Origin of the sequence: Micromonospora sp. B9E7 (genome assembly GCF_039871815.1) — a bacterium.
Classification (GTDB): Bacteria; Actinomycetota; Actinomycetes; order Mycobacteriales; family Micromonosporaceae; genus Micromonospora.
Map to the genome: position 1 here is coordinate 164,854 of NZ_JBDPLX010000007.1, position 25,810 is coordinate 190,663.

Here is a 25,810-nt window from a genome sequence, read left to right on the forward strand (position 1 = left end):
CGCCATGACGACAGGAGCACCGATGCGCATCCGTACCGCGGGTGTGGTCGCCCTCTTCGCCCTGGCGCTCGCCGCCTCAGGCTGCGGTGGCGACAGCGACGAGCCGGCCGCGAAGGACACCCCCAAGGCCGCCGGCGGCAAGCTGGTGATCTGGGCGGACGACAAACGGACCGCCGCCCTCAAGCCGTTCGCCGAGAAGTTCGGCCAGGAGAACGGCGTCAGCGTCGAGGTCCAGGCCGTCCCGAACGAGGACCTCCAGAAGAACTTCGTGACCGTGTCGAGCCAGGGCGGCGGCCCGGACGTGGTGATCGGCGCGCACGACTGGATCGGCAACCTGGTCCAGAACGGTGCCATCGACCCGGTGCAGCTGTCCGACGAGCAGAAGGGCGCCTTCAACGCGACCGCCGTCAAGGCCGTCACGTTCAATGGCCAGCTCTACGGCGTGCCCTATGCCCAGGAGAACCTGGCGCTGATCCGCAACACCGAACTGGCCCCCGAGGCACCGAAGACGATCGAGGACCTGGTCGCCACCGGCAAGCAGCTCAAGGCGCAGAAGAAGGTCACCGAGACGCTCTGCCTCCAGGTCGGCCAGAAGGGCGACGCGTACCACATCTACCCGCTGTACACCTCGGCCGGCGGTTACCTCTTCGGCACCACGGCCAACGGCGACTACGACCCGAAGGACCTGGGCGTGGGCAAGCCCGAGTCGATCGCCGCGTTCAAGAAGATCGCCGCGCTCGGCGAGAAGGGCGAGGGCGTGCTGAAGCGCTCGATCGCCGACACCAACGCGACCGCCACCTTCACCGGCAAGAAGTGCGCCTTCCTGGTCTCCGGGCCGTGGGCCACCGCCGACGTCAAGAAGGCCGGCATCACGTACGACATCTCCGCCGTTCCCGGCTTCGCCGGCGGCAAGGCGGCCGCGCCGTTCGTGGGCGTCCAGTCCTTCTACGTGGCGGCCAAGGGCAAGAACAAGGCTCTCGCCCAGGAGTTCGTCGCCAACCATGTCACCAAGCCGGACCTGGCCGTGGCGCTCTACCAGGCCGACCCGCGCCCGCCGGCGCTGACCGCCGCGCTGGACCAGGTCAAGAGCAGCGACCCGGACCTGGCCAAGTTCATCGAGGCCGGCAAGAACGGCCAGGTGCTCCCGGCCATCCCGGCCATGGCCGCGATCTGGGACCCGTTCGGCAAGGCCGAGGCCGCTGTCATCGGCGGCGCCGACCCGACCAGCACGGTCACCGCGGCCGGCAAGACGATCGCCGACTCGATCAAGTAATGAGCGCGCCGCTGTCCGGCCCGGGGCCTGCCCAGCAGGCCCCGGGCCGGGGGCCCGTCCGCACCGGGTCCCCGCGCACCTCCCGTACCGCGCGGAACCACGCGCCGATCACCGTGGCCGGCCTCGCCGCGAAGGTGATCCTGCTCGGCCTGGTGGCCGGGATCGCGATCTGGGCGGCCTTCCCGCTGGTGCAGGCCGAGCAGTGGGTCGGGCTGGCCGTGCTGGTGCTGACCACCGCCGTGCTGTTCTATCTGTACCTGGGCCGCCGGCACGTCCCGGCGAAGTACCTCGTCCCGGGCACGCTCTTTCTGATCACCTTCCAGATCGTGCCGGTGCTCTACACCGCGAGCACGGCCTTCACCAACTTCGGCGACGGCCACCGGGGCAGCAAGGGCGACGCGATCGTCGCGATCCAGAGCTCCTCGGTGAAGCAGGTCCCGGGTTCCACCCAGTACCCGATGTCGGTCGCCACCAAGGGCGACCCGGTCACCGGCGCCCTGGTCTTCCTGATCACCGACCCGCAGACCGGCGCTGTCTCCGTCGGCGACGCTCGAGGCCTGCGCCCGCTCGACCCTGGCGCGGCCACCGTCGCCGCCGGAGGGAAGGTCACCGCGGTCGACGGCTACACCGTGCTCACCGTCGGCCAGGCCAGCGCCCGCAGCAAGGACATCACGGACCTGGTGGTGCCGACCGCCGGAGGCGCGCTGCGCTCGTCCGGCCTGTCCCGGGCGTACGACGGCAAGGCCGTCCGGGCGTACGACGCCGGCTGCGACTGCGTCCGGGACAGCGACAGCGGCAAGACCTGGACCGCGGACGGCGAGGTCGGCGCGTTCGTCGCCGCCGACGGCGAGCGGCTGGCCCAGGGTTGGAAGGTGAACGTCGGGCTGTCCAACTTCACCCGGGTACTCACCGACGAGCGGATCTCCGGGCCGTTCCTCGGCACGCTGATCTGGAACTTCGCCTTCGCCATCGGCTCCACCGGCGGCACGTTCATCCTCGGCATGTTGATCGCCCTGGCGCTGCACTCGCCCCGAATGCGGGGCACCAACCTCTACCGGATGTTGCTGATCCTGCCGTACGCCATGCCGTCCTTCGCGATGCTGCTGGTCTGGCGGGACATGTTCAACACCGACTTCGGGCTGATCAACAATCTGTTCGGGCTCAGCGTCGACTGGTTCGGGCAGGACTGGTCGGCCCGCGCCGCGGTGATCCTGGTGCAGCTCTGGCTCGGCTACCCGTACATGTTCCTGGTGGCCACCGGCGCGCTACAGGCCATCCCACGGGAGTTGACCGAGGCCACCTCGGTCGACGGGGCGTCGCCCTGGCAGTCGTTCCGGGCGGTCACCCTGCCGCTGCTGCTGGTCGCGCTCTCGCCGCTGCTGATCTCGTCGTTCGCGTTCAACTTCAACAACTTCAACGCGATCTACCTGACCACCGAGGGGGCGCCGTTCCCGGCGGACAACCCCAGCAACGGCGCCACCGACCTGTTGATCACCTACACCTACCGGCTGGCGTTCGGTGGGCAGGCCGCGCAGTTCGGCTTCGCCGCGGCGATCTCGCTGTTCATCTTCGCGATCGTCGCGGTGGTCTCGGCGGTCAGCTTCCGGCGGACCCGCCAACAGGAGGAGGTGTACTCGTGACCACGCTCAGCGGCACGGAGCGCCCGGCGGCGGTCGACCGCGCGGCGGGGAGGCGGAGGAACCGCTGGTTCGCCCAGGTCGGCTGGCGGCACCTGGCCGGCGTGCTCGGTGTGCTGTTCAGTCTCTTCCCACTCGTGTTCGTCGTCTCGGCGGCGCTCAATCCGCTCGGCACCCTGTCCTCCACCGAGTTGGTGCCGACCGGCGGGGTGTCGTTCGGGAATTTCGGGGATCTGTTCGCGCGCACCGAGTTCGCCAATTGGTTCCTGAACTCGCTGCTCATCGCCGGTGGTGCCTCGTTCGTCTCGGTCTTCCTGTCCGCGCTGGCGGCGTACGCCTTCTCGCGGATGCGATTCCAGGGGCGACGGGTGGGGCTGCTGTCGCTGCTGTTGATCCAGATGTTCCCGCAGTTCCTGGCGATCGTGGCGATCTTCCTGATCTTCGGCACGATCACCGATCTGTGGCCGGCCATCGGTTTCAACACCCCGTGGGGCCTGCTGCTGCTCTACCTGGGTGGCGCGCTGGGCGTGAACACCTGGCTGATGAAGGGCTTCTTCGACACCCTGCCCCGGGAGCTGGACGAGTCGGCCACGATGGATGGCGCCTCGCACGCCCAGGTCTTCTTCCGGATCATGCTGCCGTTGGTGGCGCCGATCCTCGCGGTGACCGGGCTGCTCGCCTTCATCAACACCATCAACGAGTTCCTGATGGCGAGTGTCTTCCTCACCGACACGGACGCCAAGACCCTCGCTGTCGGCATGCGCGGCATGTTGCAGGGCGGCGAGCGGAACACCAACTTCGGGATCTTCGCCGCCGGCACCCTGCTCACCGCGATCCCCACCGTGCTGGTGTTCCAGTTCCTCCAGCGCTTCATCGTCTCCGGCCTCACCTCCGGCGCGGTCAAGGGATGAGGCTTCGACGCGCCGACCGGTCGGCCCCACTACTACAAACCGTCGTTGATGGGGGAGGATGAGCGGCGTGGAAGCACTGCGACTAATCCTCCTCTATGTCCATCTGATCGGCTTCGCCCTGCTGCTCGGCGGCTCGATCGCCCAGTACGTCAGCGGCCCGATCCGGATCAACCAGGCCATGCTCTGGGGGGCGGTGATCCAGCTGTTGACCGGGCTCGGACTCTCCGCTCCGCTCCGCGACGGCGACGAGCCGGCGCCGGCGAAACTTGTGACGAAGCTGGTGATCGCTCTGCTGATCTTCGTCATGGTCTTCTTCTCCCGGAAGCGGGACGTGGTGAACCGCGGTCACTTCCTGGCAATCGTCGGCCTGACCCTGGTCAACGCGGCGGTCGCGGTCTTTTGGAGGTAACGTCCGGGGAGAGGGACGCCGCCCGAAAACGGACGTTGCGGACGCCTTGGCGCTTGGTTACCAGCACGAAGAGTGACTTGCCCCACGCAAGGGTTACACCCGGGTAACAGGCGCTCAACAGTCGTGCACGATTGTCGGCCGGTGGGTGGGCGCGGGCGTACGCTCCCGTCCGTAACGTGGGACAGCCGGCGGCACACCCGCAGGCCGGCTGATGGGCTGCCACCGCACAAGGCGCGGTGAGCAATGGGAAGGAGACGTCTTGCGCTCGGTGCGTGGGATGCGGATCGCCTCGATCTTCGCGGTGGGTGGGCTCGCGCTCACCGCCGCCGCTTGCGGCGAGGCCCCCAAGGATGACAACAACGCCGGCAGTGGCGCCAAGAAGTTCAGCGCCTGCATGGTGACCGACGTCGGCGGCATCGACGACAAGTCGTTCAACACCTCGGCCTGGAAGGGTCTGCAGGAGGCCAAGGCCGCCAACGACAACATCGACATCAAGTTCGTCGCGTCGAAGGCCGAGGCCGACTACGAGCCGAACCTGACGCAGTACGTCAACCAGAAGTGCGACTTCATCCTGGCGGTCGGTGGCCTGATGGGCGACGCCACCTCGAAGATCGCCAAGGCGAACCCGAACCAGCAGTTCGGCATCGTCGACGCCAACCCGGGTGACGCAAACGTCTACCCGATGCAGTTCGACACCGCCCAGGCCGCGTTCCAGGCCGGCTACCTGGCCGCCGGGATGAGCAAGAGCGGCAAGGTGGGCACCTACGGTGGTCTGCCGATCCCGCCGGTCACCATCTTCATGGACGGCTTCGTCGACGGTGTGAAGTACTACAACACCACCAAGGGCAAGAACGTCCAGGCGCTGGGTTGGAACAAGGAGACCCAGAAGGGCTCCTTCACCAACGACTTCGCCAAGCAGGACGAGGGCAAGAAGGTCTCCGACGCGCTGGTCGCCCAGGGCGCGGACATCATCATGCCGGTCGCCGGCGGCTCCGGCCTCGGCACCACCGCCGCCGCCAAGGCGTCCGGTGGCAAGTACAGCACCATCTGGGTGGACGTCGACGGCTGCGAGAGCACCCCGGACTGCTCGGCGATCATCACCACGGTCGTCAAGAACATCCCGGAGGCCGTCAAGGAGGCCGTGATCAAGGCCGCCGGGGGCGAGAAGCTGGAGGCCAAGCCGGGCTTCGTCGGCACCCTGGCCAACACCGGTGTCTCGATCGCCCCGTACCACGACTTCGACAGCAAGGTTCCGGCCGAGCTGAAGGCCGAGGTCGACAAGATCAAGGCGGACATCGCCGCCGGCACCATCACCGTCACCTCGAAGGCCCAGCCGACCAAGTGACAACCGGCCGACCCCTCCGGTGAGATCATCGGGGAGGTCGGCGGGGGACAGGTACGACCGATCGGCCGCTCTGGCCCTGCGGGTGACCGTGGGGCCGGAGCGGCCGATCGCGCACCACGTCGGCCGGGCCGCCCTGGCCGGGATGACGGCAGCTAGGCTGCACCATCGCTCGCACTCCAGGAGGTTGCGCTGAGACTCGAACTGCGCGGCATCACCAAGCGGTTCGGTGATCTGGTCGCCAACGACCACATCGACCTGACGGTGGAGCCTGGAGAGATTCACGCCCTCCTCGGGGAGAACGGCGCGGGCAAGTCGACCCTGATGAACGTGCTCTACGGGCTCTACCAGCCCGACGAGGGCGAGATCCTGGTCGACGGCAAGCCGCTGAAGCTGAAGGGCCCTTCCGACGCGATCGACGCCGGGATCGGCATGGTGCACCAGCACTTCATGCTGGTGCCGGTCTTCACCGTCGCCGAGAACATCATGCTCGGTGCCGAACAGGTCCGGGGCGGCATCGCCGGCTTCCTGGACCGGCGTCGCGCCCGGCGCGAGGTCACCGAGGTGTCCGAGCGCTACAACCTGCGGGTCGACCCGGACGCGGTGATCGAGGACCTGCCGGTCGGCATCCAGCAACGAGTCGAGATCGTCAAGGCGCTCACCCGCGACGTCGACCTGCTCATCCTGGACGAGCCGACCGCGGTGCTCACCCCCCAGGAGACCGAGGAACTGCTGACGGTCATGCGGTCGCTCAAGGCGGCCGGCAAGTCGATCGTCTTCATCACCCACAAGCTCGGCGAGGTCAAGGCCATCGCCGACCGGATCACCGTGATCCGACGTGGCAAGACCGTCGGCACAGCCTCGCCGGGGGCCAGCCGCGACGAGCTGGCCGCCCTGATGGTCGGGCGCAACGTCCGGCTCACCGTGGACAAGACCCCGGCCACGCCGGGCGAGCCGGTCCTGGAGGTGGCCGGGCTGGTCGTCGACGACGACCGGCAGATCCGCGCGGTCGACGGTGTGGACCTGACCGTGCGCGCGGGCGAGGTGCTCGGCGTCGCGGGCGTACAGGGCAACGGCCAGACCGAGCTGATCGAGGCGATCATGGGCCTGCGGCCGGTGCTCGCCGGCACGGTCAGCCTGGCCGGTGACCGGATCGACGGCTGGAAGCCCAAGAAGGTGCTCCGGGCGGGCGTCGGCTACGTGCCGGAGGACCGCAGCGTGGACGGCCTGGTCAAGGAGTTCAGCGTCGCGGAGAACCTGGTGCTGGACATCTACGACCGTCCGCCGTTCGGCGCCGGGCTCGCGCTCAAGCCGGACGCGATCGCGGCCTCCGCGAAGGAGCGGATCGAGCAGTTCGACGTCCGCACGTCATCGGCCGACGCGGCGGTGGGCACCCTCTCCGGCGGCAACCAGCAGAAGGTGATCGTGGCCCGGGAGCTGTCCCGGCCACTGAAGCTCTTCATCGCCGCCCAGCCGACCCGTGGCGTCGACGTCGGGTCGATCGAGTTCATCCACAGCCAGATCATCCGCGAGCGGGACATCGGCACCGCCGTCATGGTGGTCTCCAGCGAACTCGACGAGGTCATCGGTCTGGCCGACCGGATCGCGGTGATGTACCGCGGCCGGATCATCGGCATCGTCGGCCCGGACACCCCGCGCGAGGAGATCGGCCTGTTGATGGCCGGCATCAGCCCGGACGCGGCACACGAGGCTGTCGCGGCACCGGCCGCCGACAAGCCCGACGCACCGGCCGCCGACAAGCCCGACGCACCGGCCGCGGACAAGTCCGGCGTGGCAGACGGGAGCCCGGCGAGCGACGCGGGCTCCGCGAGCGAGGACGAGGCATGAGCGACTCCCCCAACCCGCAGTCGGGCTCGCCGGACAAGGAGCCGGCAAGCGAGGCGCAGGCCGCGCAGAACGCGCTGGGCAACACCGAACGGGCCGAGGTAGCGACCCAGTCGGACCGCTCCGCCTCGACGCCGGAGCAGAACCCGGAGCCGAAGCCCAGCCTGGGCCGGCTGTTCCTGGACAACCTGTGGGCGGCCAACACCTTCACGGTGACCCTGCTGTCGTTGGTGCTGGCGATCGTGGTCGGCGCGGTGCTGATGATCATCTCTGATCCGGCGGTGCTGTCCACGTACTCGTACATCACCTCTCGCCCGTCCGACGCGATCAATTCCAGCTGGACGTTGGTCAGCGAGGCGTACGCGAACCTGTTCAAGGGCTCGGTCTTCGACCCCGAGGCGTTCACCGGTTGGTTGAACGGCACCAACGGGTGGCAGCCGGTGCTCGCGCCGATCTCCGAGACGCTCACCTACAGCGCGCCGCTGGTCTTCACCGGCCTGTCGGTGGCGTTGGCCTTCCGGGGCGGCCTGTTCAACATCGGTGCACAGGGTCAGGCCACCATCGGCGTGATCATGGCGGCGCTGGCCGGCTTCCTGCTGCCGTTGCCGCCCGGCCTGCACCTGCTGGTGGCAGTGCTGGCCGGCGCGCTGGGCGGGGCGATCTGGGGTTTCATCCCCGGCATCCTCAAGGCCCGCGCCGGCGCACACGAGGTGATCAACACGATCATGCTCAACTACGTCGCCACGTACTTCCTCACCTGGCTGATCGTGCAGAACGGCGTGCAGGACCCGAACCGTACCGACGCGATCAGCAAGGCGGTGGACACCTCCGCCCAACTGCCCCGACTGCTCGGCGACAACCTCCGGGTGCACGCCGGCATCCTGCTCGCCGTGCTGGCCACCTGGGCGGTCGCCTGGCTGCTGAACCGATCGACGCTCGGCTTCGAGCTGCGGGCGGTCGGCGCCAACCCGGACGCCGCGCGCACCGCCGGCATCAGCGTCACCCGGACGTACATCCTGATCATGGTCTTCGCCGGCATCCTGGCGGGCCTCGGCGGCTCGAACATGGTGCTCGGCTCCACCGCCAGCGCGTTGACGCCGCTGGTGGTCGCGCAGATCGGCTTCGACGGCATCCTGGTGGCGCTGCTCGGACGGGTGAAGCCCTGGGGAGTGCTGCTGGCCGCGCTGCTGTTCGGGGCCTTGCAGGCCGGTGGCAACCGGATGCAGTCGTACTCCGGGATCTCGCTGGAGCTGGTGACCGTGCTCCAGGCGCTGATCGTCATCTTCATCGCCGCGCCGGCCCTGGTGAAGGCGATCTTCCAGCTCCGGGCCGCACGCGCCGCCCGGTTGCAGACGAGCCTGGCGAAGGGCTGGTAACTCATGTCCACCATGGCTGTCCCCGACATCGCCGTCGCGCCGGTCGACGAGGGCTTCTGGACCCGTAGCCGCAAGGTCGGCCTCACCCTGCTGGGGCTCGGCCTGCTGGCGGCGGTGCTCTTCGGTGCGCTCGCCACCAACCAGCAGGCCCGGTTCACGCTCAGCGACGACGCGGCCGGCGCCGCGTTGGAGATCAACGGCACGATCGGGGCGATCCTGTTCGGGATCATCACGATCGCCGCCGGCGCGGCGCTGCTCGCCGGGGTGCCGAAGCGGTGGTTCCTCCTCGTGCTCGGGGTCGGGCTGGTCGCCTTCGTGCTCTCGTTCCTCTGCTGGCAGGTCTCCGCCGCGCCGGCCGGACAGAACTTCATGCCGCTGGTCAACATCATCCGGGGTACGTTCATCCTGGCCCTGCCGCTGATCTTCGGCGCGCTCGCCGGGGTGCTCTGCGAACGCTCCGGCGTGGTCAACGTGGCCATCGAGGGCCAACTGCTGATGGGCGCCTTCAGTGGTGCGTTGTTCGGCAGCATCTCCGGCAGCGTCTGGGTCGGCCTGGTCGCCGCCGCCATCGGCGGCGCGTTCATCTCGCTGCTGCTGGCGGTCTTCGCCATCCGCTACCTGGTCGACCAGGTCGTCATGGGCATCGTGCTGAACCTGCTGGCGGTCGGTGTCACCGGCTTCCTCTACGAGCGGCTGATGCAGACCGACGCGGCGAAATACAACAGCGCGCCGCGCTTCAGTAACTGGGAGATCCCGCTGCTGAAGGACATCCCGGTGCTCGGGCCGGCGCTGTTCCGCGGCAACATCTTCCTCTACCTCGGGCTGCTGCTCGTGCTGGTGATCCACATCGGGCTCTTCCGTACCCGGTGGGGCCTGCGTACCCGCTCGGTCGGCGAGCACCCGATCGCCGCCGACACGCTCGGCGTCAAGGTGCTGCGGGTCCGCTACCGCAACGTGCTGCTGGCCGGAGTCGTCGCCGGTATCGGTGGCGCTTCCTACACGCTGGCGCTCTACTCGTTCACCAAGAACATGATCGGCGGTAAGGGCTTCATCGCGCTGGCCGCGTTGATCTTCGGCCGGTGGAACCCGACCGGCGCGCTCCTGGCCGCGCTCTTCTTCGGTTTCGCCGACCAGCTCGCCACCTACCTGGGCGCGATCAGCAGCTCGATCCCCAGCCAGTTCCTGGCCATGCTGCCCTACCTGGCGACCATCCTGGCCGTCGCCGGGCTGGTCGGCCGGGTCCGCGCACCGGCCGCCGACGGCAAGCCGTACATCAAGGGCTGACCGACCACCGGTCCGTCGATCATGGAGTTGTGGCGCCTCACAAAAGGCGCAAAGTGGCACCTGTCGCCCACCACAACTGCATGATCGACGGAGTCGGCGGGTCGGCGCTCCTCCTCGGGAGCGGTAGTACCCCGAGGGCTGCTGACCTGGGCTACCTGGGCAGAATGGCGGCATGACCGACATTGACTGGGCGCGGTTGCGCGCCGCCGCCACCGACGCGATGCGGCACGCGTACGCGCCGTACTCGACGTTCCCGGTGGGCGCCGCCGCGCTGGTCGACGACGGCCGCGTGGTGGTGGGCTGCAACGTGGAGAACGCCGCGTACGGGGTGACGCTCTGCGCCGAGTGTGGGGTGGTCTCCAGCCTGCACGCCACCGGCGGCGGTCGCCTCGTCGCGCTGTCCTGCGTCGACGCCACCGGCGAGCCGTTGATGCCGTGCGGCCGTTGCCGTCAGCTGCTCTGGGAGCACGGCGGCCCGGAGTGCCTGATCGAGACCAGGAGCAACCCCCTGCGGATGGCCGAGCTGCTGCCGCACGCCTTCGGCGTGGAGGACCTGGAAGCCGTCACCGGGGAGACGCCGGTGCCGGTGGTCCCGGAGCGGCTGGCCGCGTGGCGCGGGCGCGGCACCGTCTTCGTGCACGCGGACATGTCCGCCGGCCGGCAGGTCTGGACGGCGTACTGGGAACGCTCCGCCGGGGACGACGCGGGTGCCGAGACCGGTGTGCTGGAGGAGGCCCCGAGCTGGGATGATCCGGCCGAGGCGATCACCTGGGGGATGGCACGCACGCCCCGGGTCGTGGTGGTGGACGAGACCGGCACGATCTTCTGGGCCGGTGAGGGTGAGCCGCCGGCTGAGATCCCGGTGCGCTGGTCTGCTTCTTGAGGTGGGGATTGGGCCGACCGTGCCCGGATCCGGGCGGTCAGGCTTGATCCCTACGACTAGGAAAGATCTTCTGATGAGTTTTGCTGCTGTTGACGTCATTCGGGTCAAGCGGGATGGCGGGGTGCTGTCGGACGCGCAGGTCGACTGGGTGGTCGACGCGTACACCCGCGGGGCTGTCGCGGACGAGCAGATGTCCGCGCTGGCGATGGCGATCCTGCTCAACGGCATGACCGGGCCGGAGATCGCCCGGTGGACCGCCGCGATGATCGCCAGCGGCGAGCGGTTGGACCTCTCGGCGGTACGCCGGCCGACCGTCGACAAGCACTCCACCGGAGGCGTCGGCGACAAGATCACTCTGCCGCTCACTCCGCTGGTGGCGGCGTGCGGCGCGGCCGTACCGCAGTTGAGCGGCCGGGGCCTCGGGCACACCGGTGGCACGTTGGACAAGTTGGAGTCCATCCCGGGCTGGCGGGCCACGGTGAGCAACGACGAGTTCATCAAGCAACTGGACGAGGTCGGCGCGGTGATCTGCGCGGCCGGCGCGGGGCTCGCACCGGCGGACCGCAAGCTGTACGCGCTGCGCGACGTGACCGGCACGGTGGAGGCGATCCCGCTGATCGCCAGCTCGATCATGAGCAAGAAGATCGCCGAGGGCACCGGGGCGCTGGTCCTCGACGTCAAGGTCGGCTCGGGCGCTTTCATGAAGTCCGTCGACCAGGCCCGCGAGCTGGCTCGCACCATGGTCGAGTTGGGCGGCGCGCACGGCGTCCGGACGGTCGCCCTGCTCACCGACATGTCCACCCCGCTCGGCCTGGCGATCGGCAACGCCGTCGAGGTGACCGAGTCGGTGGAGGTGCTGGCCGGCGGTGGGCCGGCCGACGTGGTGGAGCTGACCCTCGCCCTGGCCCGGGAGATGCTCGACGCCGCGGGCCTGCCCGACGCCGACCCGGCGGCGGCGTTGCGCGACGGTCGGGCGATGGACTCCTGGCGGGCGATGATCCGGGCGCAGGGAGGCGACCCGGACGCGCCGATGCCCGAGGCCGCCGAGGTCGAGGTGGTCCGCGCCGAGCAGGACGGACACGTCGCCGCCGTCGACGCGTACGCCATGGGGGTTGCGGCGTGGCGGCTCGGCGCGGGTCGGGCCCGCAAGGAGGACCCGGTCAGCGTGCCGGCCGGTGTGGTGCTGCACAAGCGGCCGGGTGACCCGGTGCGGGCCGGTGACGCCCTCTACGAGTTGCGTGCCGAGGACGCGACGCGGATCCCGGCGGCGTTGGCGGAGGCCGCGACCGCGGTGCGCGTCGCGCCGACGGCTCCGGCGTCGACGCCGCTGGTCATCGAGCGCATCGGCTGATCGAACCGGGGCCGGGGTGGGCATGGTGCCGGTCACCTGGGAGCGCTATTGTCGCAGGCCAAGGGGGGACCACCGGCCGTGCGCCGGCGCGAGCAGACAGGAAGATCCGCCGTGAGCGTTGCTGCCCCCGACCCACGTGAGGTGCGCGAGGCGAGTCTGGACGAGCTGTCCCGGCTCGGCCTGCCGCTGCCGCCGGCCCAGTTCCCGCTGGTGTGGGAGCCGGGTGACGCGATCGAGCTGCGCCCCACGGCGGAGATCGAGGCCCGGATCGCCGTGCTGCACCTGATCCTGGCCCGGTGCTTCGGGATGCCCCCGCAGGCGGCGATGAGCTGGCTGCTCGGCTCACACCTGGTGGAGATGGTGACCCCGCCGGAGTGGCAGTTCGTGATGGGCGGCAAGGGGGACCATCGGTCGTTCGTGCTGCACCACGACGCGCTCTTCGCGCTGGCCTGGGTGCTCGGGTTGAGCAAGCAGCTCGACCCCACCCTGGCCGTCGACGAGCGGCTGGTCGAACGGCTGCCGCACATCGCCGGAGGGGAGACCTTCCCGCACTGGCGCTCCCGGATCCTCACGGCGCCGCAGCACCCGGCCGACGCGGCGGCGCTGCTCGACCTGCACTACTGCCTGGACTGGGCCTATCTGGAGACCGAGCGCGACGGCCGGAGGGCACCGGGCCTGGTCGACGCGAACGCGATCGGGCAGCGGCGCTGGGCACTGGAGTGGGCGGTGATCCTGCGCGGGCCGTACCACGACGAGCCCCCGGGCTGGGAAGAGGTCGACCTCTCCACCTGAGTTCAGCGAGGTCGGTACGCGGCCACCCGGACCGCCACGGTCACCCGGACGGGCTCGGGCAGTGCGGTCAGCCGCTCGGTGAGGGCGGCGCGATCGGTGTGCCACGCGCTCGGGCCCATCCCGACCAGGCTGGCGGCCTCCGTCCGGGTCAGCGTCAGCTCCGCCCGGTGCACCGTGGAGCTGACCGGTGTGAAGTGCCCGTCCAGGCTGCTGGTCACCCGGTCCGCCTTCTCCGGGTCCACCCGGAGCAGGTCGAGCGCGTCCACCAACTCGGCGAGGTGGTCGTTGTCCGGCGTGACCACGAGCAGAGTGCCGGCCGGATCGAGCACCCGGTGAAACTCCGGGCCGTTTCGCGGCGCGAAGACGTTCAGCAGCACGGCCGTCGAGGCGTCCGCCAGCGGCAGCCGCTGCCAGGTGTCGGCGAGGGCGGCGGCGGCCCGGGGATGCGCGCGGGCCGCGCGTCGCAGCGCCGGCTTGGACACGTCCAGGGCCAGACCAACGGCGTCCGGCAGCGCCGCCAGCACCGCGCCGAGGTAACGGCCGGTGCCGGCGCCGGCATCCACCACCAGGGGGTACGCGTCGACGTCGGGTGCCGAGGGCTCGGACCGTACCGCTGCCGTGGTGTCCTTTGCTCTGCTTACCTCCAGGCGACACTCCTGGTCGGAGACCGTTGCCTTGGTGGGAGCAGAGCCCAGGGGGCGGGGGGCGTTCGTCGTGCCTGGACGGTCGACGGCGTCCGTCGCGGCGGCGGCGAGGGCGGCGGAGATGACGTCGTAGTGGCCGGCGGCCTGGAAGTCCGCCCGGGCCGCGATCATTTCGGCCGTGTCGCCGACGTGCGGGGCGCGACCGGCGAGCAGGTTGACGTAACCCTGGCGGGCGATGTCGAAGCTGTGCCGGCGCGGGCAGCGCAGCGCCCTGGCGGTGCCGGCGGTCACCTCGGCCAGTGGCTCGCCACAGACCGGACAGCGCAGTCGGTCGAGGATGCGGGGGTCCACGTCAGGCCTCCGGATCGTGCCGTGGGTGGGGCGTCCGCCCGTTGAGGTGGTCGACCACCCGGTGGGTGAGCGCGCCGAGGGCGTCGATCTCCGCCGGGGTGAGCCGGTCGATCAGGTGCTGGCGGACGGCGGCCACGTGCCCAGGGGCAGCGGACTCGACGGCCTGCCGACCGGCCGGGGTGAGTACGACGACCGAGCCCCGGGCGTCGTCGGCACACTCCTCGCGGGTCACCAGGCCGCGCTGCTGCATCCGGGTGAGGTGGTGTGAGAGCCGACTACGGGACCAGAGCATCCGGTCCGCCAGCTCGCGGAGGCGCAGGCGTCCCTCCGGTGACTCGGAGAGGTCGGAGAGCACGTCGTAGTCGGGCTCGGAGAGACCGCTGTCCTGCGTCAACTGCCGCGCCAGCTCCAGGTCGAGCAGCCGACGCATTCGGCGGTAGCCACGCCACGCGCGGTCCTCCCGCTCGTCCAGCCACCGGGGCGAGTCCATGCCCCCAGTCTATCCGGATCGTTGACATGTCATCGAAATGCCCCCTACGGTCGATGACATGTCAACGAAAGATCTCTGGCAGCTCTTCGGCGAACGCGGGCGTGGGGTCCTGGTCACCCTTCGCCGCGACGGCCGACCCCAACTGTCGAACCTCGACTACCTGGCCGAGCCGGGGCTCCTCCGCTGCTCGACCGTCGGCGACCGGGCCAAGGCCCGTAACCTGCGCCGGGACCCCCGGGCCAGCTTCCATGTGACGACCGGTGACGGTGGCGCGTACGCGGTCGCAGACGGCACCGCGACCCTCACCCCACCCGCCGGGACCGAGGACGACGCCACCGTGGAGGAACTGGTCGAGGTCTACCGGCGCATTCGTGGCGAGCACCCCGACTGGGCGGAGTACCGGGCCGCCATGGTCGCCGACGGTCGCGTGGTCATCCGACTTGCCGTCGACCGCGTCTACGGCTGGCCTGGATGAGTGACCTGGTCGGATGGGCAGGAGCTGGCTGGCTAGGGTCTGAGCATGGTCGCAACGATTCGCTACGAGGACATCGTCAAGGTTCCGAAGGCACTGCTGCACGACCACCTCGACGGCGGGCTGCGGCCGGCGACAATCGTCGACCTGGCCGCCGAGGTGGGCCACGAGCTGCCCGCCACGGATCCCGAGGCGCTCGGACGCTGGTTCGCGGACGCAGCCGACTCCGGCTCCCTGGAGCGCTACCTCGAGACGTTCGCGCACACCGTGGCAGTCATGCAGACCGCACCGGCGCTGCGGCGGGTCGCCCGCGAGTGTGCCCTGGACCTGGCGGCCGACGGGGTGGTCTACGCCGAGGTGCGCTTCGCTCCGGAGCAGCACCTGGAGCAGGACCTCAGCCTGGACGAGGTGGTCGAGGCGGTGCTGGCCGGGTTCGCCGAGGGCACCGCGCAGGCCGTCGAGGCGGGCCTCACCATCCGGGTGGGCACACTGCTCACGGCGATGCGGCACGCCGCCCGATCCCAGGAGATCGCCGAGCTGGCCGTGCGGCACCGGGATTCCGGGGTGGTCGGCTTCGACATCGCCGGCGCCGAGGCGGGCTTCCCGCCCACCCGACACCTGGACGCCTTCGAGTACCTGCAGCGGGAGAACTTCCACTTCACCATCCACGCTGGTGAGGCGTTCGGTCTGCCCTCCATCTGGCAGGCGATCCAGTGGTGCGGGGCGGACCGCCTCGGTCACGGGGTGCGGATCGTCGACGACATCGCCCCCGACGGCGCGCTCGGTCGGCTGGCCGCGTACGTCCGGGACAAGCGGATTCCCCTGGAGCTGTGCCCCTCGTCGAACGTGCAGACCGGAGCGGTGTCCTCCATCGCGGACCACCCGATCGGCCTGCTGCGGGACCTGCGCTTCCGGGTGACGGTCAACACCGACAACCGGCTGATGAGCGGCACCTCCATGTCGCGGGAGATGTCGCTGTTGGTGGACACGTTCGGCTACGGCTGGAAGGAGTTGCAGTGGTTCACCATCAACGCGATGAAGAGCGCGTTCATCCCGTTCGACGAGCGGCTGCGGATCATCGATGAGGTGATCAAGCCGGCGTACGCCAAGCTGCTGGCCTGACCTCCTCAGCCGTGCGGGTGGCCGGCGAGCAGGCCGGCCACCCGGCGCAGCACCTCCCGGGCGCGGGCGGCCTCCGCGCCCAACCCGGTCTGCCGACGCAGGACCGCGGGCTCGGCCCGGAGCAGCGCCACGCCCCGCCGGACCAGCACCCGGGGAGCCTTGCGCTGCTCGGACAGGTCGCGGGCCAGCCGACGGAGGAAGGTCGCCCCGCGCGGCCGACGCAGCGCGTACGCCCCGGCGAGCAGCCCACGGCGACGGCACTCCTCGACGATCTCCGCGGCGAAGATCCCTTCGGCTACGAAAAGTGGCGATCCGTCGACATCAAATGGCCGGGTGGACACCCTTCGGTCTGCACCGATCGCATAAACCGGCACATCGGCTCGGCCTTCACGAGCAAGTCGGGCAATGATTTCCACCGCGGCGGAGGCGTCCCAGGACTGGGGAGATTCCCAATCCACCTGGCCGTTTCGTCGCGGCAACGTAGGGTCATCGCCGTCTTTGTAGAAGTCGTCCAGGCAGAGCACCGGTAACCCGGTTTGCTGCGCTATGTACGACTTTCCGGAGCCCGAAGGGCCGGCGAGCAGGACAACGCGGTGCGGATGTTCCATTACCTTCAGTTACTCCGGCCAGACAGACTGCTATCAAATCGCATCAACATCTCATCACACCTTCGGCAGGTGACAACCTGGGCTTTCTTCTTGCCGACCGGCGTGATGGAATCTCGGGGGTCCGACCCGCCGGGTCGGTCGCTGGGCGTTGCCCGGGGCAACGCGTTGAAGCTGTAATCGCGAGGGCGGTGTTGTGAGCAAACGGCCAAAGATGGCGGGCTCCCTCCTGTCGCGGCTGCGCCGGCCGGCCAGCCGGCTCGGGGACATGCCGATCTGGTCCAAGCTCGGTCTAATCATGATCGTGCCGACCATCGCCACGGTCGTGGTGGGCACCAGTGGTCTGGTCGACCACGTGGAGACGCTCAACAATGCCAACCGGGCCGGCGACCTGGCGAACCTGTCGAGCTATTCGGGTGACCTGGTCGACAGTCTGCAGGACGAGCGGACAGCCGCCGTGCTGCTGCTGGGCGCGGACGGGACGCAGCCGACGGCTCAGTACCAAGAGGCCTACAACCGGGTGAACGCCCGGGTGGACCAGGACGCGATCCCCTACCGGCAGCAGCGGGCCGAGGTCGAGGACCTGCCGAGCAGCCTCGAGGGTCTGCTCGACGGCATCGACCAGAACCTGCAGGACCTTTCGGGCGTCCGCAGCCAGGTGTTCAACGGGAAGCTCGCGCTCACCGAGACCGTGCAGGCGTACGAAGGCCTGATCACCGACCTGCTCGCCATCCGTGACTCGGCCACGCAGCTCGCCGGTGACAACGACCTGAGCGACCGGATGCGTGCCGCCGCGGCAGTCGCCCGCGAGAAGGAGTTCCTCGCCGTACGCCGGGTCGTGGTGCACCGCGCGCTGGGCGTGAAGGGCGGAAAGCGCCTCACGCCGGCGCTGCGCACCGACTACATCGCCAGTGGCACCGGCCAGCAACAGGCGTTGCAGAGCTTCAAGGCCGTGGCCACCCCGGACGACGCGAAGTTCCACGACCAGACGGTCGCGGGTGGCGACCGTCGGCAGGCGCAGAACTACACCGGCTGGATCGACGGCAACACCACCGGCGACATGCGTGGTGCGCCGTTCGGCCCGGACCAGTGGGAAGCCGCGATGACGGCCAACGCGAAGCTGATCCGCACCGTCGAGACGCAGCTCGACCGCGAAGTGGTCAACGAGGCCGACGCCCTCCGCTCGGACGTCCAGCGCCAGGTGTTCCTGGAGACCGGCCTGCTGCTCAGCATGCTGCTGCTGGCCATCCTCTTCGCGTACCTGGTCGCCCGATCCATGGCCCGTTCGCTGCGCGAACTGCGACAGGGTGCCCTCTCCGTGGCCCAGTACGGCCTGCCCCAGGCGGTTGCCCGACTGCGTGACCCGCAGGTCGTCGGCCAGCTCACCCCGGTGCAGCTGGCCAACCAGATCGCCGAGCCGCTACCGGTCCGCAGCCGCGACGAGTTCGGCCAGGTGACCGAGGCGTTCAACGCCGTCCACCTGGAAGCCGTCCGCACGGCCGCCGAGCAGGCCGCACTGCGCGCCTCCGTCGCGACCATGTTCGTCAACCTGGCCCGCCGTTCACAGATCCTGGTCGACCGCCTCATCGGGCACCTCGACCGGTTGGAGCGCGGCGAGGAGGATCCGGACCGGCTGGCCGAGCTGTTCCAGCTCGACCACCTGGCCACCCGAATGCGCCGCAACGACGAGAACCTGCTGGTGCTCGCCGGTGCCGACTCCACCCGTGTGCAGCGCGAGCCGGCCGCGCTCATCGACGTGCTGCGCGCCGCGCAGTCCGAGGTCGAGCACTACACCCGGATCGAGTTCGGCGTCATCGACCGCGACATCGAGGTCGCCGCGCACGCGGTCAACGACCTGGTGCACCTCGTCGCCGAGCTGTTCGACAACGCCACCGCGTTCTCTCCGCCCGACTCGCAGGTCATGGTCGAGGCCCGCCGGGTCGGCGACCGGTCCTCGCTCTACGTCGAGGACCGCGGCATCGGCATCAGCGCCGACCAGCTGCACGACCTCAACGAGCGGCTCGCGACGCCGCCGCAGGTGGACGTGGCCGTCTCCCGGATGATGGGCCTGGTCGTGGTCGCCCGGCTGGCGTCCCGGCACGGCGTCCGGGTCGAGCTCCGCCCCGGCTCCGACCGTGGGACCGTCGCGGAGGTGACCCTGCCCACCTCGGTGCTGGTGCCCCGGGCGCTCTCCGGTCGGGTGCAGCAGCCCCCGGCTCTGCCCGCGGCCGGCGGCCCACAGCAGAACGGGCCCGCCCCGGTCTTCGGCGCGCTGCCGGCGCTGGGCAACGGCCCTCGTCCGAGCGAGTCCGGCAACCAGGTCACCCTCGGCGGTCGTCCGTTCGAGCCGGCCTCGCGCAACGGATCCGGCACCCCTGCCAACACCGGTGGCTACCGCTCGATGCCGGCCTGGTCCGATCTGACCGGCGCGGCCGGGGCGAACGGCGTCAACGGTGGCGACGGGTTCACTCCGCGGCCCGCCAACGGCCAGGGGATCGACCCGCTGCCGCAGCGTCGCGCCGGGGACGACACCCCGACCACCGGCCAGCAGCCGTCCATTCCTCGACAGCTGCCGAGCAGCCCCGAGACGCAGCCGTACTCGGCGCCCCCGGTGTCCGCGCAGCCCTACTCCGGCGCGCCGGTGTCCGCCTCGCCGGCGTCCGGCCAGCCGTACTCCGGGCAGCCCTACTCGGGTGCTCCGTACACCGGTCCGCCGGTGTCCGCCGCCCCGGCTTCCGGGCAGCCGTACGCCGGTCCGCCGGTGTCCGCTTCGCCCGTGTCGGCGTCGCCGGCTTCCGGGCAGCCGTACTCGGCTCAGCCGTACTCGGTGCCGCCCGCCTCCAGCCAGTCGTTCAGCGGGTTCGCGCCCCGGTCGGCCCCGCCCGCGCAGGCCGCCGGAGCCCCGGCACCCCCTGCCTGGCCGCCGGTACCGAACGGTGACCGGGACGCGGCGACCCCGCCGGTGCCTGAGCGGCTCGCCGCCGCTCTGGACATGACGACGGAGCTGCCGCGTGTGCCGCGACCCGGCGAGCAGCCGTCGGCCGCAGCAGCCCAGCCTCCGGCTCCGGTCCAGCCTCCGGCCCCGGTGCCGGCTCCAGCTCCGCAGAGTCGGCCGGCTCCGCAGCAACCGCAGGCGCAGAACCGCCAGCGGTACGCGGACGAGACGATGGAGCTGCCGATCTTCCGGGAGCTCGAGTCGGCCTGGTTCCGTACTCGCCGCCCGGGTTCGGAGGAGGGCGCCGCCGGTGCCCAGCCGGCGAAGAACGGCGACAACGCTACCCAGCAGTTCGCCACAGTCGAGGCCACCGGTCAGGCAGTCCACAAGACACCACCCGGGACGACAGGTAACACACCGATGGCAGACACTCCGATGGCCGGAGGAGCGCCGCGGGGCAACGGCTCCACAGCGAACGAGGGCGGACGCCCGAGCCTTGCTGAGAGCCTGCCGAACCGCCGGCCCCAACCACAGACCAACGGCTGGCAGACCGCAGCCGACGACGGCTGGCGTGCTGCCTCGGCAGCGGCTGACGCGGCGCCGGTGAGCGAGACCACCACGACCGGTCTGCCGAAGCGCAAGCCGATGGCGCAGTTGGTGCCGGGTGCGGTGGAGAAGCCCACCACCTCGGTCCAGCGGCGCTCCCCGGAGGCGGTCCGTGGCCTGCTCTCCGCCTACCACCGGGGCGTGCAGCGAGGGCGTAGCACCTCGGACAACCCGACCAACCCGGAGGCGACTTCGGGAGGGCAATCCTCGCAGTCTGGCTCAGGCCCGGTGGCCGGGAGCGGGCAGAAGGAGCAAGAAGGATGACAACTACTCAGGATCTTGGTTGGCTGCTGGCCAACTTCGCCGACCGGGTGCCCGGTGTCGCGCATGCGGTCGCCGTCTCGGCCGACGGCCTACTCCTGGCGTCGTCACGGGACCTGCCGCGCGACCGGGCCGACCAGCTCGCCGCGATCTCGTCCGGTCTGGTCAGCCTGACCCAGGGGGCAGCTCGCTGCTTCGAGGGAGGCGCGGTGTTGCAGACCGTCGTGGAGATGGACAATGGCTTCCTGTTCCTGATGTCCATCTCGGATGGCTCGTCCTTCGCCGTGCTGGCTGCTCGCAGCTCCGACGTGGGCCAGGTCGGCTACGAGATGGCGCTGCTGGTCGACCGGGTCGGTGACGCGCTGACCCCGCAGCCGCGTGCGGCTGCGGGCATGTTGGGTTGACGACTCGCCGATCGTGAGGTCGGCACAATTGCAAGGACAACAACGACGGGTTCCACCGGTGGGAGCCGGTAACGGGTGCGAAGGAGGTGAGCGGCGAGATGGCCGATCGTGACGAACCGACCGGAGCGTTGGTCCGTCCATACGCCGTGACCCGTGGTCGTACCCGTCCCCGGCTCGACATCGCGCTGGAGGCGCTCGTCGAGACGACGGTGCGCGGTCGGGCCGCTGCCAATGGCAACGGCGGCCAGGGCCGCGAACACCAGTACATCGCCGCGCTGTGTGACGGACGCGTGCAATCGCTCGCGGAGATCGCGGCGCGGATGCAGCTCCCGCTCGGCGTGGCCCGGGTGCTCATCGCCGACATGGCGACCGACGGCCTGGTCGCGGTCCACGAGCCGACCATCCTGGACGACTCCGACGACGCGGTGGGCACTGAACTGCTGGAGAGGGTGCTGAGTGGACTTCGCAGGCTCTGACATGTCGCACCGCCCGCCGAGCCCGAGCGGCCGCGTGACGTCGGCGAAGATCGTTATCGCCGGTGGATTCGGCGTCGGTAAGACGACGCTGGTCGGCTCGGTCTCGGAGATCACGCCGCTGACCACCGAGGCCATCATGACCTCGGCTGGCGTGGGCGTCGACGACACCCGGCAGGTGCCGGGCAAGACGACGACCACGGTGGCCATGGACTTCGGCCGGATCTCGATCGACCGTGACCTGATCCTGTACCTGTTCGGTACGCCGGGTCAGACCCGATTCTGGTTCATGTGGGACGAACTGGTTCGGGGTGCCATCGGCGCGGTCGTGCTGGTGGACACTCGCCGGCTGGCCGACTGCTTCGCGGCGATCGACTTCTTCGAGCACCGACGCCTCCCGTACCTGGTGGCGATCAACTGCTTCGACGGGATGCAGTACCACGACCCGCAGGACGTTCGGGACGCCTTGGCGATCTCCAGCGACGTGCCGGTGGTGGCCTGCGACGCCCGTAACCGGGAGTCGACGAAGCACGTGCTGATCTCGCTGGTCGAGTACGTGCTCACCATGCGCCGTACGCGCGCCGTCGCCCCGGCCTGATCGGGACGCTCCCGCGCCCGGTGGTGGCCCTGGCCGCCACCGGGCGCTGAATGCTGCCCGCCGCGCGACCCCAGAGATCTTGGAAGGTATCGGCCCCTCCGGGGGCGGTTTCCTTCCAAGATCTCTTGCGTTGGCGCCTGATGGGGCCTGGCCGGTGGCTGGGTGCGTGCCGCCGTGCCGTTCAGCTGGCTCCTGAACGCACTTCCGCCCCCAGCCGGTACACCGGGACTGGGGGCGGAAGGAACGCGTACGTGAGAGCGACGCTCAGGACTGGTAACCGGCGGAGCGGTACTCGTACTCCCGGTCGTCGTCGCGGTCCCCGTGGTCGCGGCTGAAGTCCCAGCCACCGGCCGCCTCGCGACCGGGCCGTCCGCCCACCGCGAAACCGCCGATCTCCTGGCCACGACGCCAGCCACGGAAGTAGCCGGTGGTGTTCTCCGCGAGACTTGCCGCATCGCGCACTATCCGCAATGGACGCTCCTCGCGCAGCGGGGAACCCGGGACCAGATTGGCCTGAGGAACACGCTTCGGCAACCCGGCGTTGGTCTCGGCGCCCACCGCGGGACGGGCGGCCTGCTCTGCGGCCTGCCAGCCGGTGTCGGCAGTGGTCGACCAGTCCAGATCGGACTCTTCGGCCTGGCCGACGAACCAGGCCGACTTGGCCTGCGCGAAAATCAGCAGGTCGCCGTCGCCCTCGTCGGCGACCGGCGGCGGCCGGTGCTCGACCGGCGGCGGCCTGTGCTCCATGGCGGGAGGCCGGTGCTCCATGGGGGGCGGCCGGTGCTCGGCGGCACGGTCGGGGCGCGCAGCCGCTCGGCCGCCACGGGCAGCCTGCTCCCGGTCGACCAACCGCAGCGGCGGCGTCTCCAGGTGCGGGTCCGCGGTCGGGTTGAGCCCTTCTCGCAGCGCCCGGTCAGCCAGCGGCGGTGGCTCCACCAGCCGCAGCATGGGCGGCTCCTGGGGCAGGTCGTCGGCCAACCAGGGCGGGGTCACGCGACCGTCGGCGCGGCCCGGATCGGTCGGGGCGTCGATGCCGCGGTTGCCGCCGTACGAGTAGGCCACCGGGTTGTTCGGCGAGCTGTCGGCCGGGTCCTCCGGGTTGTTGACAAGCGGCCAGTTGGCCCGGGATCCCGGGGGAGCAGCGTCCTGGCCGGGCCGGGGGGTCGGCACCGGAATGCTGAGGTCGGTGGCGCTGAACCCGCCCGTGGGCGGCTCGTCGACCGGGCGTTGCAGGTGGCTCGGCCGTTCGCCGTTGGTCTTCGGGCGGGGCGGGATGACCGTACGCTGCCGTTCGGCCCGCGCGTTGTTGATCGCGGCGGTGGTAAGCGTCGGCCGGAACGGCTCGCCGGCCTCGGCCGGAGGCACCGTGCCGCGTTGCGCGGGTGCGATCGGGGTGATCCCCGGCGGTGGGGGTGGTGGCGAGGAGACCGGTCGGTTGGTCGGACCGTCGATCCGGCTGGGCGCCGGCTCGGTGCGGCTGGGAAGTGTGGACGCCGGGGGCTTGGCCATCGCGGCCGGGGCCACCGGTGCGGGTGCGACCGGCGGCGGCATGACCGGAGCCGGTGCGGTCGGGGGCGGCCCGAGCGGGCGCGGCGACGCCACCGGAGCGTTGCCGGGAATCGGCTCGGGACGGCTGCGCCGGCCCACGGTGGGTGCGGGCTCAGCGGGCGGGGTGGGCCGGACCGAACGTAGCCCGGCACTGGTGCCGGTCATCCCGGTCAGCTCACCGACCGACTCGCCACGGCGGGCGGCGGCGCGGCGGCCGGGTGCCTGGGCAGGCGTGGTGACCCGTGAACCGAGGGCACTGACCAGGGCTTCACACCCTGCGTCGCAGGCCCGCACCGAGGCGACGGCCTGGCGGACCGTCTCGGCCACCGCCGAGGTGAGCGCCCGGTTGACCGCGGCGCGGCGGGGCGTTTCGGAGATGGCGACCCGCAGGGCGGTGACCGCCTCGTTGATCTCCTCGGCGTCGGCGACCCCGTCGGCGGCGAGATGCGCGGCGATGGCGTCGGCGGCGACCGACACCTCGCGGCCACGCGCCACGGTGCCGCCGAGCATGCCCGGCTCGGGCAGCGCGTCGAGCACCGCCAGTGAGACCGGCTCGGCCGGATCCGGGTACGCCCGCAGGGCCGCCGGGTAGAGCTCACGAAGGACCTCGCGCAGCGCCACGGCGGCCGAGTGTCGACCGCTGGCCAGCGCGGCGTGCGCGGCGAGCACCTGCTTGTAGCCGGCGAGATCCCGGGGTGCCGGCAGGGTGACCGCCGAGAGCGCGCCCGCCTGCAACGCGCGGGCCAGGCCGACGGCCCGTCGTTCGGCCGGAGGCGACTGCATCTCCTCGAGGGAGTCGTCGTCAGCGAACCGTTCGGCGAAGTCGTCCACCGAGTCGTCGTCGGCGATCGCCAGGGGCCGACCCGCCGCGCTCAACAGCGAGATGACCGTGTGGTCGTCGCTGTCGGCGGCGATGGCCGCACCGCTCGGCCCGCCCGACCGCTCCACGAGCAGCGCGACGAGCTGGGCGTAGCCAGCGGCGTCGTCGCTGATCTCGCAGACATGCAGCAGACGGCCTGCGTCGTCGACCACAGCGGACGTCAGCGTCGAGCCGGCGGAGGCCGGTCGATCAGCCGGATCCGCCGAGGCCAGACCGCAGTAAACGCGCACGAGCGCCACGGCGTCGTCCTCCTCCCGGGACAGGTCTTTCCTCTGCCAGCAACTGATGCTCCCCGGTACGGGTCAGTCGCGCCAGTCCACCACCGCAGAGATCTTGCCGACAATGGTCCGCCAACCCAAACTCGCGGTCTGCGCCCCGATCTTCTTCAGCCGCCGCCGGCCCATGAAAGCGCCGATTCCACCGTTGGCGGTGGCCCGCAGCGCCTCGTCCAGATCGTCGAGGCTGGAGCCGGCGGAGAGCATGTCGAGCACCGCAGGCAGCCGCAATGCGTACGAGAGGTCACGAGCGACTTCGCCGGCCTCGATCAGCAGGGTCGAATCCCAGGTGTCGTGCCCGCCGCGCAGGTTCTCCACGACGAGGTCGAGCTCGTAGGTGTCCTCGTCGAGCGGCGCGATATCTGCCGGCTCCACCCGTTCGGACAATTCATTCCAGCTGTCCAGTTGGGACAGATCGTTGGGGGCGCCGGACCGGATGAAACTGACCAACGACTCGGGGGTCTTGAACAGCAGGAGCTTGCCCTTGTTGCTGAGGAAGACCGGCACCTCCTCGTCGTCCGCCTCGTCGGTGAGGTCCTCGTCGGCCTCGTCGTCGGCGGTCTCGGTGTCGGCGGCGCCGTCGCGGCGGCGGCGCGTCGACTCGTCCTCGTCGCTGTCGGCGAACTCCTCGGCCAGCTCCTCGTCGAGGATGACGACGGTCTCGTCGTCCTCTTCCTCCTCGATCACCTGACGGCGGGCGAGGAACGGGTCGTCCAGGTCGCGCTCGGTCGCGTCGGTCGGGGTCAGCGAGCTGGCCGGCCGGTACGCCCGCAGCGTGAAGCCGGTGCCGGCGGGCAGGGCGATCTCCACCGGATCGATGCGCAGCTCGTCCCAGAGCGCACGGTCGACCGGAACCGCTGGGCGGTCGGTCTCCTCGATCTCGTCTGGCTGGGCCGCGCCGGTGGTGTCGTCGAGCTCGGGCTCGTCGGCGTCGGGCCGTTGGGGCGACTGGCGGGCCACGCTGACCTCCGTGTGCTTCGGGTTGCCCACCCGCCGGGGTCTCTGCCCGACGAGTGACTCTGGGCACATACCCTAGTCGGCGG

General features: G+C 70.5%; 22 protein-coding genes. 17 read left to right on the forward strand and 5 right to left on the reverse strand.

Features of this window, described 5'->3' with window-relative positions:
• Positions 1 to 22: 22 nt before the first annotated feature.
• The 11 genes from ABGB10_RS14140 (at position 23) to ABGB10_RS14190 (ending at position 13,103) form a co-directional block, all read left to right on the forward strand.
• Entirely contained in the window at positions 23 to 1,273 is a 1,251-nt protein-coding gene (locus tag ABGB10_RS14140; protein ID WP_347661333.1) for a maltose ABC transporter substrate-binding protein, read from the forward strand.
• The gene (locus ABGB10_RS14145; protein ID WP_347661334.1) at positions 1,273 to 2,913 is read left to right on the forward strand and encodes an ABC transporter permease subunit; all 1,641 of its coding nucleotides are present in this window, start codon (positions 1,273 to 1,275) and stop codon (positions 2,911 to 2,913) included. Before ABGB10_RS14140 ends, ABGB10_RS14145 begins: the two co-directional genes overlap by 1 nt.
• Positions 2,910 to 3,821: an ABC transporter permease subunit gene (locus tag ABGB10_RS14150; protein WP_347661335.1), complete on the forward strand. Its 912-nt coding sequence runs from the start codon at positions 2,910 to 2,912 to the stop codon at positions 3,819 to 3,821. Before ABGB10_RS14145 ends, ABGB10_RS14150 begins: the two co-directional genes overlap by 4 nt.
• A gap of 67 nt (positions 3,822 to 3,888) precedes the next feature.
• Entirely contained in the window at positions 3,889 to 4,230 is a 342-nt protein-coding gene (locus ABGB10_RS14155) for a hypothetical protein (RefSeq protein WP_282262669.1), read from the forward strand.
• Positions 4,231 to 4,507: 277 nt separating this feature from the next.
• A complete protein-coding gene (locus tag ABGB10_RS14160) occupies positions 4,508 to 5,575 on the forward strand; it encodes a BMP family ABC transporter substrate-binding protein (RefSeq protein WP_347661462.1) in 1,068 nt (355 codons plus the stop codon).
• Between the two features lie 249 nt (positions 5,576 to 5,824).
• On the forward strand, positions 5,825 to 7,420 hold the full coding sequence (locus tag ABGB10_RS14165; RefSeq protein ID WP_347661463.1) for an ABC transporter ATP-binding protein: 1,596 nt from the start codon (positions 5,825 to 5,827) through the stop codon (positions 7,418 to 7,420).
• Positions 7,417 to 8,793 (forward strand): ABC transporter permease, encoded by a 1,377-nt coding sequence (locus ABGB10_RS14170; RefSeq protein WP_347661336.1) that lies wholly within the window; start codon positions 7,417 to 7,419, stop codon positions 8,791 to 8,793. Before ABGB10_RS14165 ends, ABGB10_RS14170 begins: the two co-directional genes overlap by 4 nt.
• 3 nt (positions 8,794 to 8,796) lie before the next feature.
• The gene (locus tag ABGB10_RS14175; RefSeq protein ID WP_145786245.1) at positions 8,797 to 10,077 is read left to right on the forward strand and encodes an ABC transporter permease; all 1,281 of its coding nucleotides are present in this window, start codon (positions 8,797 to 8,799) and stop codon (positions 10,075 to 10,077) included.
• A gap of 172 nt (positions 10,078 to 10,249) precedes the next feature.
• Positions 10,250 to 10,960: a cytidine deaminase gene (locus ABGB10_RS14180; RefSeq protein WP_347661337.1), complete on the forward strand. Its 711-nt coding sequence runs from the start codon at positions 10,250 to 10,252 to the stop codon at positions 10,958 to 10,960.
• A gap of 70 nt (positions 10,961 to 11,030) precedes the next feature.
• Positions 11,031 to 12,311: a thymidine phosphorylase gene (locus ABGB10_RS14185; RefSeq protein WP_347661464.1), complete on the forward strand. Its 1,281-nt coding sequence runs from the start codon at positions 11,031 to 11,033 to the stop codon at positions 12,309 to 12,311.
• A 111-nt stretch (positions 12,312 to 12,422) separates the two neighbouring features.
• Positions 12,423 to 13,103: a DUF4272 domain-containing protein gene (locus ABGB10_RS14190; protein WP_347661338.1), complete on the forward strand. Its 681-nt coding sequence runs from the start codon at positions 12,423 to 12,425 to the stop codon at positions 13,101 to 13,103.
• A gap of 2 nt (positions 13,104 to 13,105) precedes the next feature.
• On the opposite strand, the gene ABGB10_RS14195 is transcribed toward ABGB10_RS14190, so the two are convergent.
• Together ABGB10_RS14195 and ABGB10_RS14200 are read right to left on the reverse strand one after the other, a co-directional pair.
• The gene (locus ABGB10_RS14195; RefSeq protein WP_347661339.1) at positions 13,106 to 14,098 is read right to left on the reverse strand and encodes a putative RNA methyltransferase; all 993 of its coding nucleotides are present in this window, start codon (positions 14,096 to 14,098) and stop codon (positions 13,106 to 13,108) included.
• A 1-nt stretch (position 14,099) separates the two neighbouring features.
• Positions 14,100 to 14,588 carry a MarR family transcriptional regulator gene (locus ABGB10_RS14200; protein ID WP_347661340.1) on the reverse strand — a complete coding sequence of 163 codons (489 nt, stop codon included), beginning with the start codon at positions 14,586 to 14,588 and terminating at the stop codon, positions 14,100 to 14,102.
• A gap of 58 nt (positions 14,589 to 14,646) precedes the next feature.
• Here ABGB10_RS14200 and ABGB10_RS14205 point away from each other — a divergent pair, with 58 nt between their 5' ends.
• The gene (locus tag ABGB10_RS14205; protein ID WP_347661341.1) at positions 14,647 to 15,063 is read left to right on the forward strand and encodes a PPOX class F420-dependent oxidoreductase; all 417 of its coding nucleotides are present in this window, start codon (positions 14,647 to 14,649) and stop codon (positions 15,061 to 15,063) included.
• Positions 15,064 to 15,108: 45 nt separating this feature from the next.
• Positions 15,109 to 16,182: an adenosine deaminase gene (locus ABGB10_RS14210; protein ID WP_347661342.1), complete on the forward strand. Its 1,074-nt coding sequence runs from the start codon at positions 15,109 to 15,111 to the stop codon at positions 16,180 to 16,182.
• A gap of 5 nt (positions 16,183 to 16,187) precedes the next feature.
• Here the strand turns inward: ABGB10_RS14210 and ABGB10_RS14215 are convergent, their stop codons facing one another.
• On the reverse strand, positions 16,188 to 16,523 hold the full coding sequence (locus tag ABGB10_RS14215) for a hypothetical protein (protein WP_347661343.1): 336 nt from the start codon (positions 16,521 to 16,523) through the stop codon (positions 16,188 to 16,190).
• A 460-nt stretch (positions 16,524 to 16,983) separates the two neighbouring features.
• On the opposite strand from ABGB10_RS14215, the gene ABGB10_RS14220 reads away from it, so the two are divergent.
• The 4 genes from ABGB10_RS14220 to ABGB10_RS14235 all read left to right on the forward strand — a co-directional run bounded on the left by ABGB10_RS14220 (position 16,984) and on the right by ABGB10_RS14235 (position 22,064).
• A complete protein-coding gene (locus tag ABGB10_RS14220) occupies positions 16,984 to 20,592 on the forward strand; it encodes a nitrate- and nitrite sensing domain-containing protein (RefSeq protein ID WP_347661344.1) in 3,609 nt (1,202 codons plus the stop codon).
• On the forward strand, positions 20,589 to 20,993 hold the full coding sequence (locus ABGB10_RS14225; RefSeq protein WP_030329023.1) for a roadblock/LC7 domain-containing protein: 405 nt from the start codon (positions 20,589 to 20,591) through the stop codon (positions 20,991 to 20,993). The genes ABGB10_RS14220 and ABGB10_RS14225 overlap by 4 nt, the downstream gene beginning before the upstream one ends.
• Positions 20,994 to 21,091: 98 nt before the next feature.
• Complete coding sequence (locus ABGB10_RS14230) at positions 21,092 to 21,469, forward strand: DUF742 domain-containing protein (RefSeq protein WP_030329021.1); 378 nt, start codon at positions 21,092 to 21,094, stop codon at positions 21,467 to 21,469.
• Between the two features lies 1 nt (position 21,470).
• Positions 21,471 to 22,064 carry an ATP/GTP-binding protein gene (locus tag ABGB10_RS14235; RefSeq protein ID WP_278137435.1) on the forward strand — a complete coding sequence of 198 codons (594 nt, stop codon included), beginning with the start codon at positions 21,471 to 21,473 and terminating at the stop codon, positions 22,062 to 22,064.
• A gap of 264 nt (positions 22,065 to 22,328) precedes the next feature.
• Here ABGB10_RS14235 and ABGB10_RS14240 read toward each other — a convergent pair whose 3' ends face one another.
• Together ABGB10_RS14240 and ABGB10_RS14245 are read right to left on the reverse strand one after the other, a co-directional pair.
• Positions 22,329 to 24,755 (reverse strand): transposase, encoded by a 2,427-nt coding sequence (locus ABGB10_RS14240; RefSeq protein WP_347661465.1) that lies wholly within the window; start codon positions 24,753 to 24,755, stop codon positions 22,329 to 22,331.
• Between the two features lie 39 nt (positions 24,756 to 24,794).
• On the reverse strand, positions 24,795 to 25,757 hold the full coding sequence (locus tag ABGB10_RS14245) for a DNA primase (RefSeq protein WP_347661345.1): 963 nt from the start codon (positions 25,755 to 25,757) through the stop codon (positions 24,795 to 24,797).
• Positions 25,758 to 25,810: the final 53 nt, after the last annotated feature.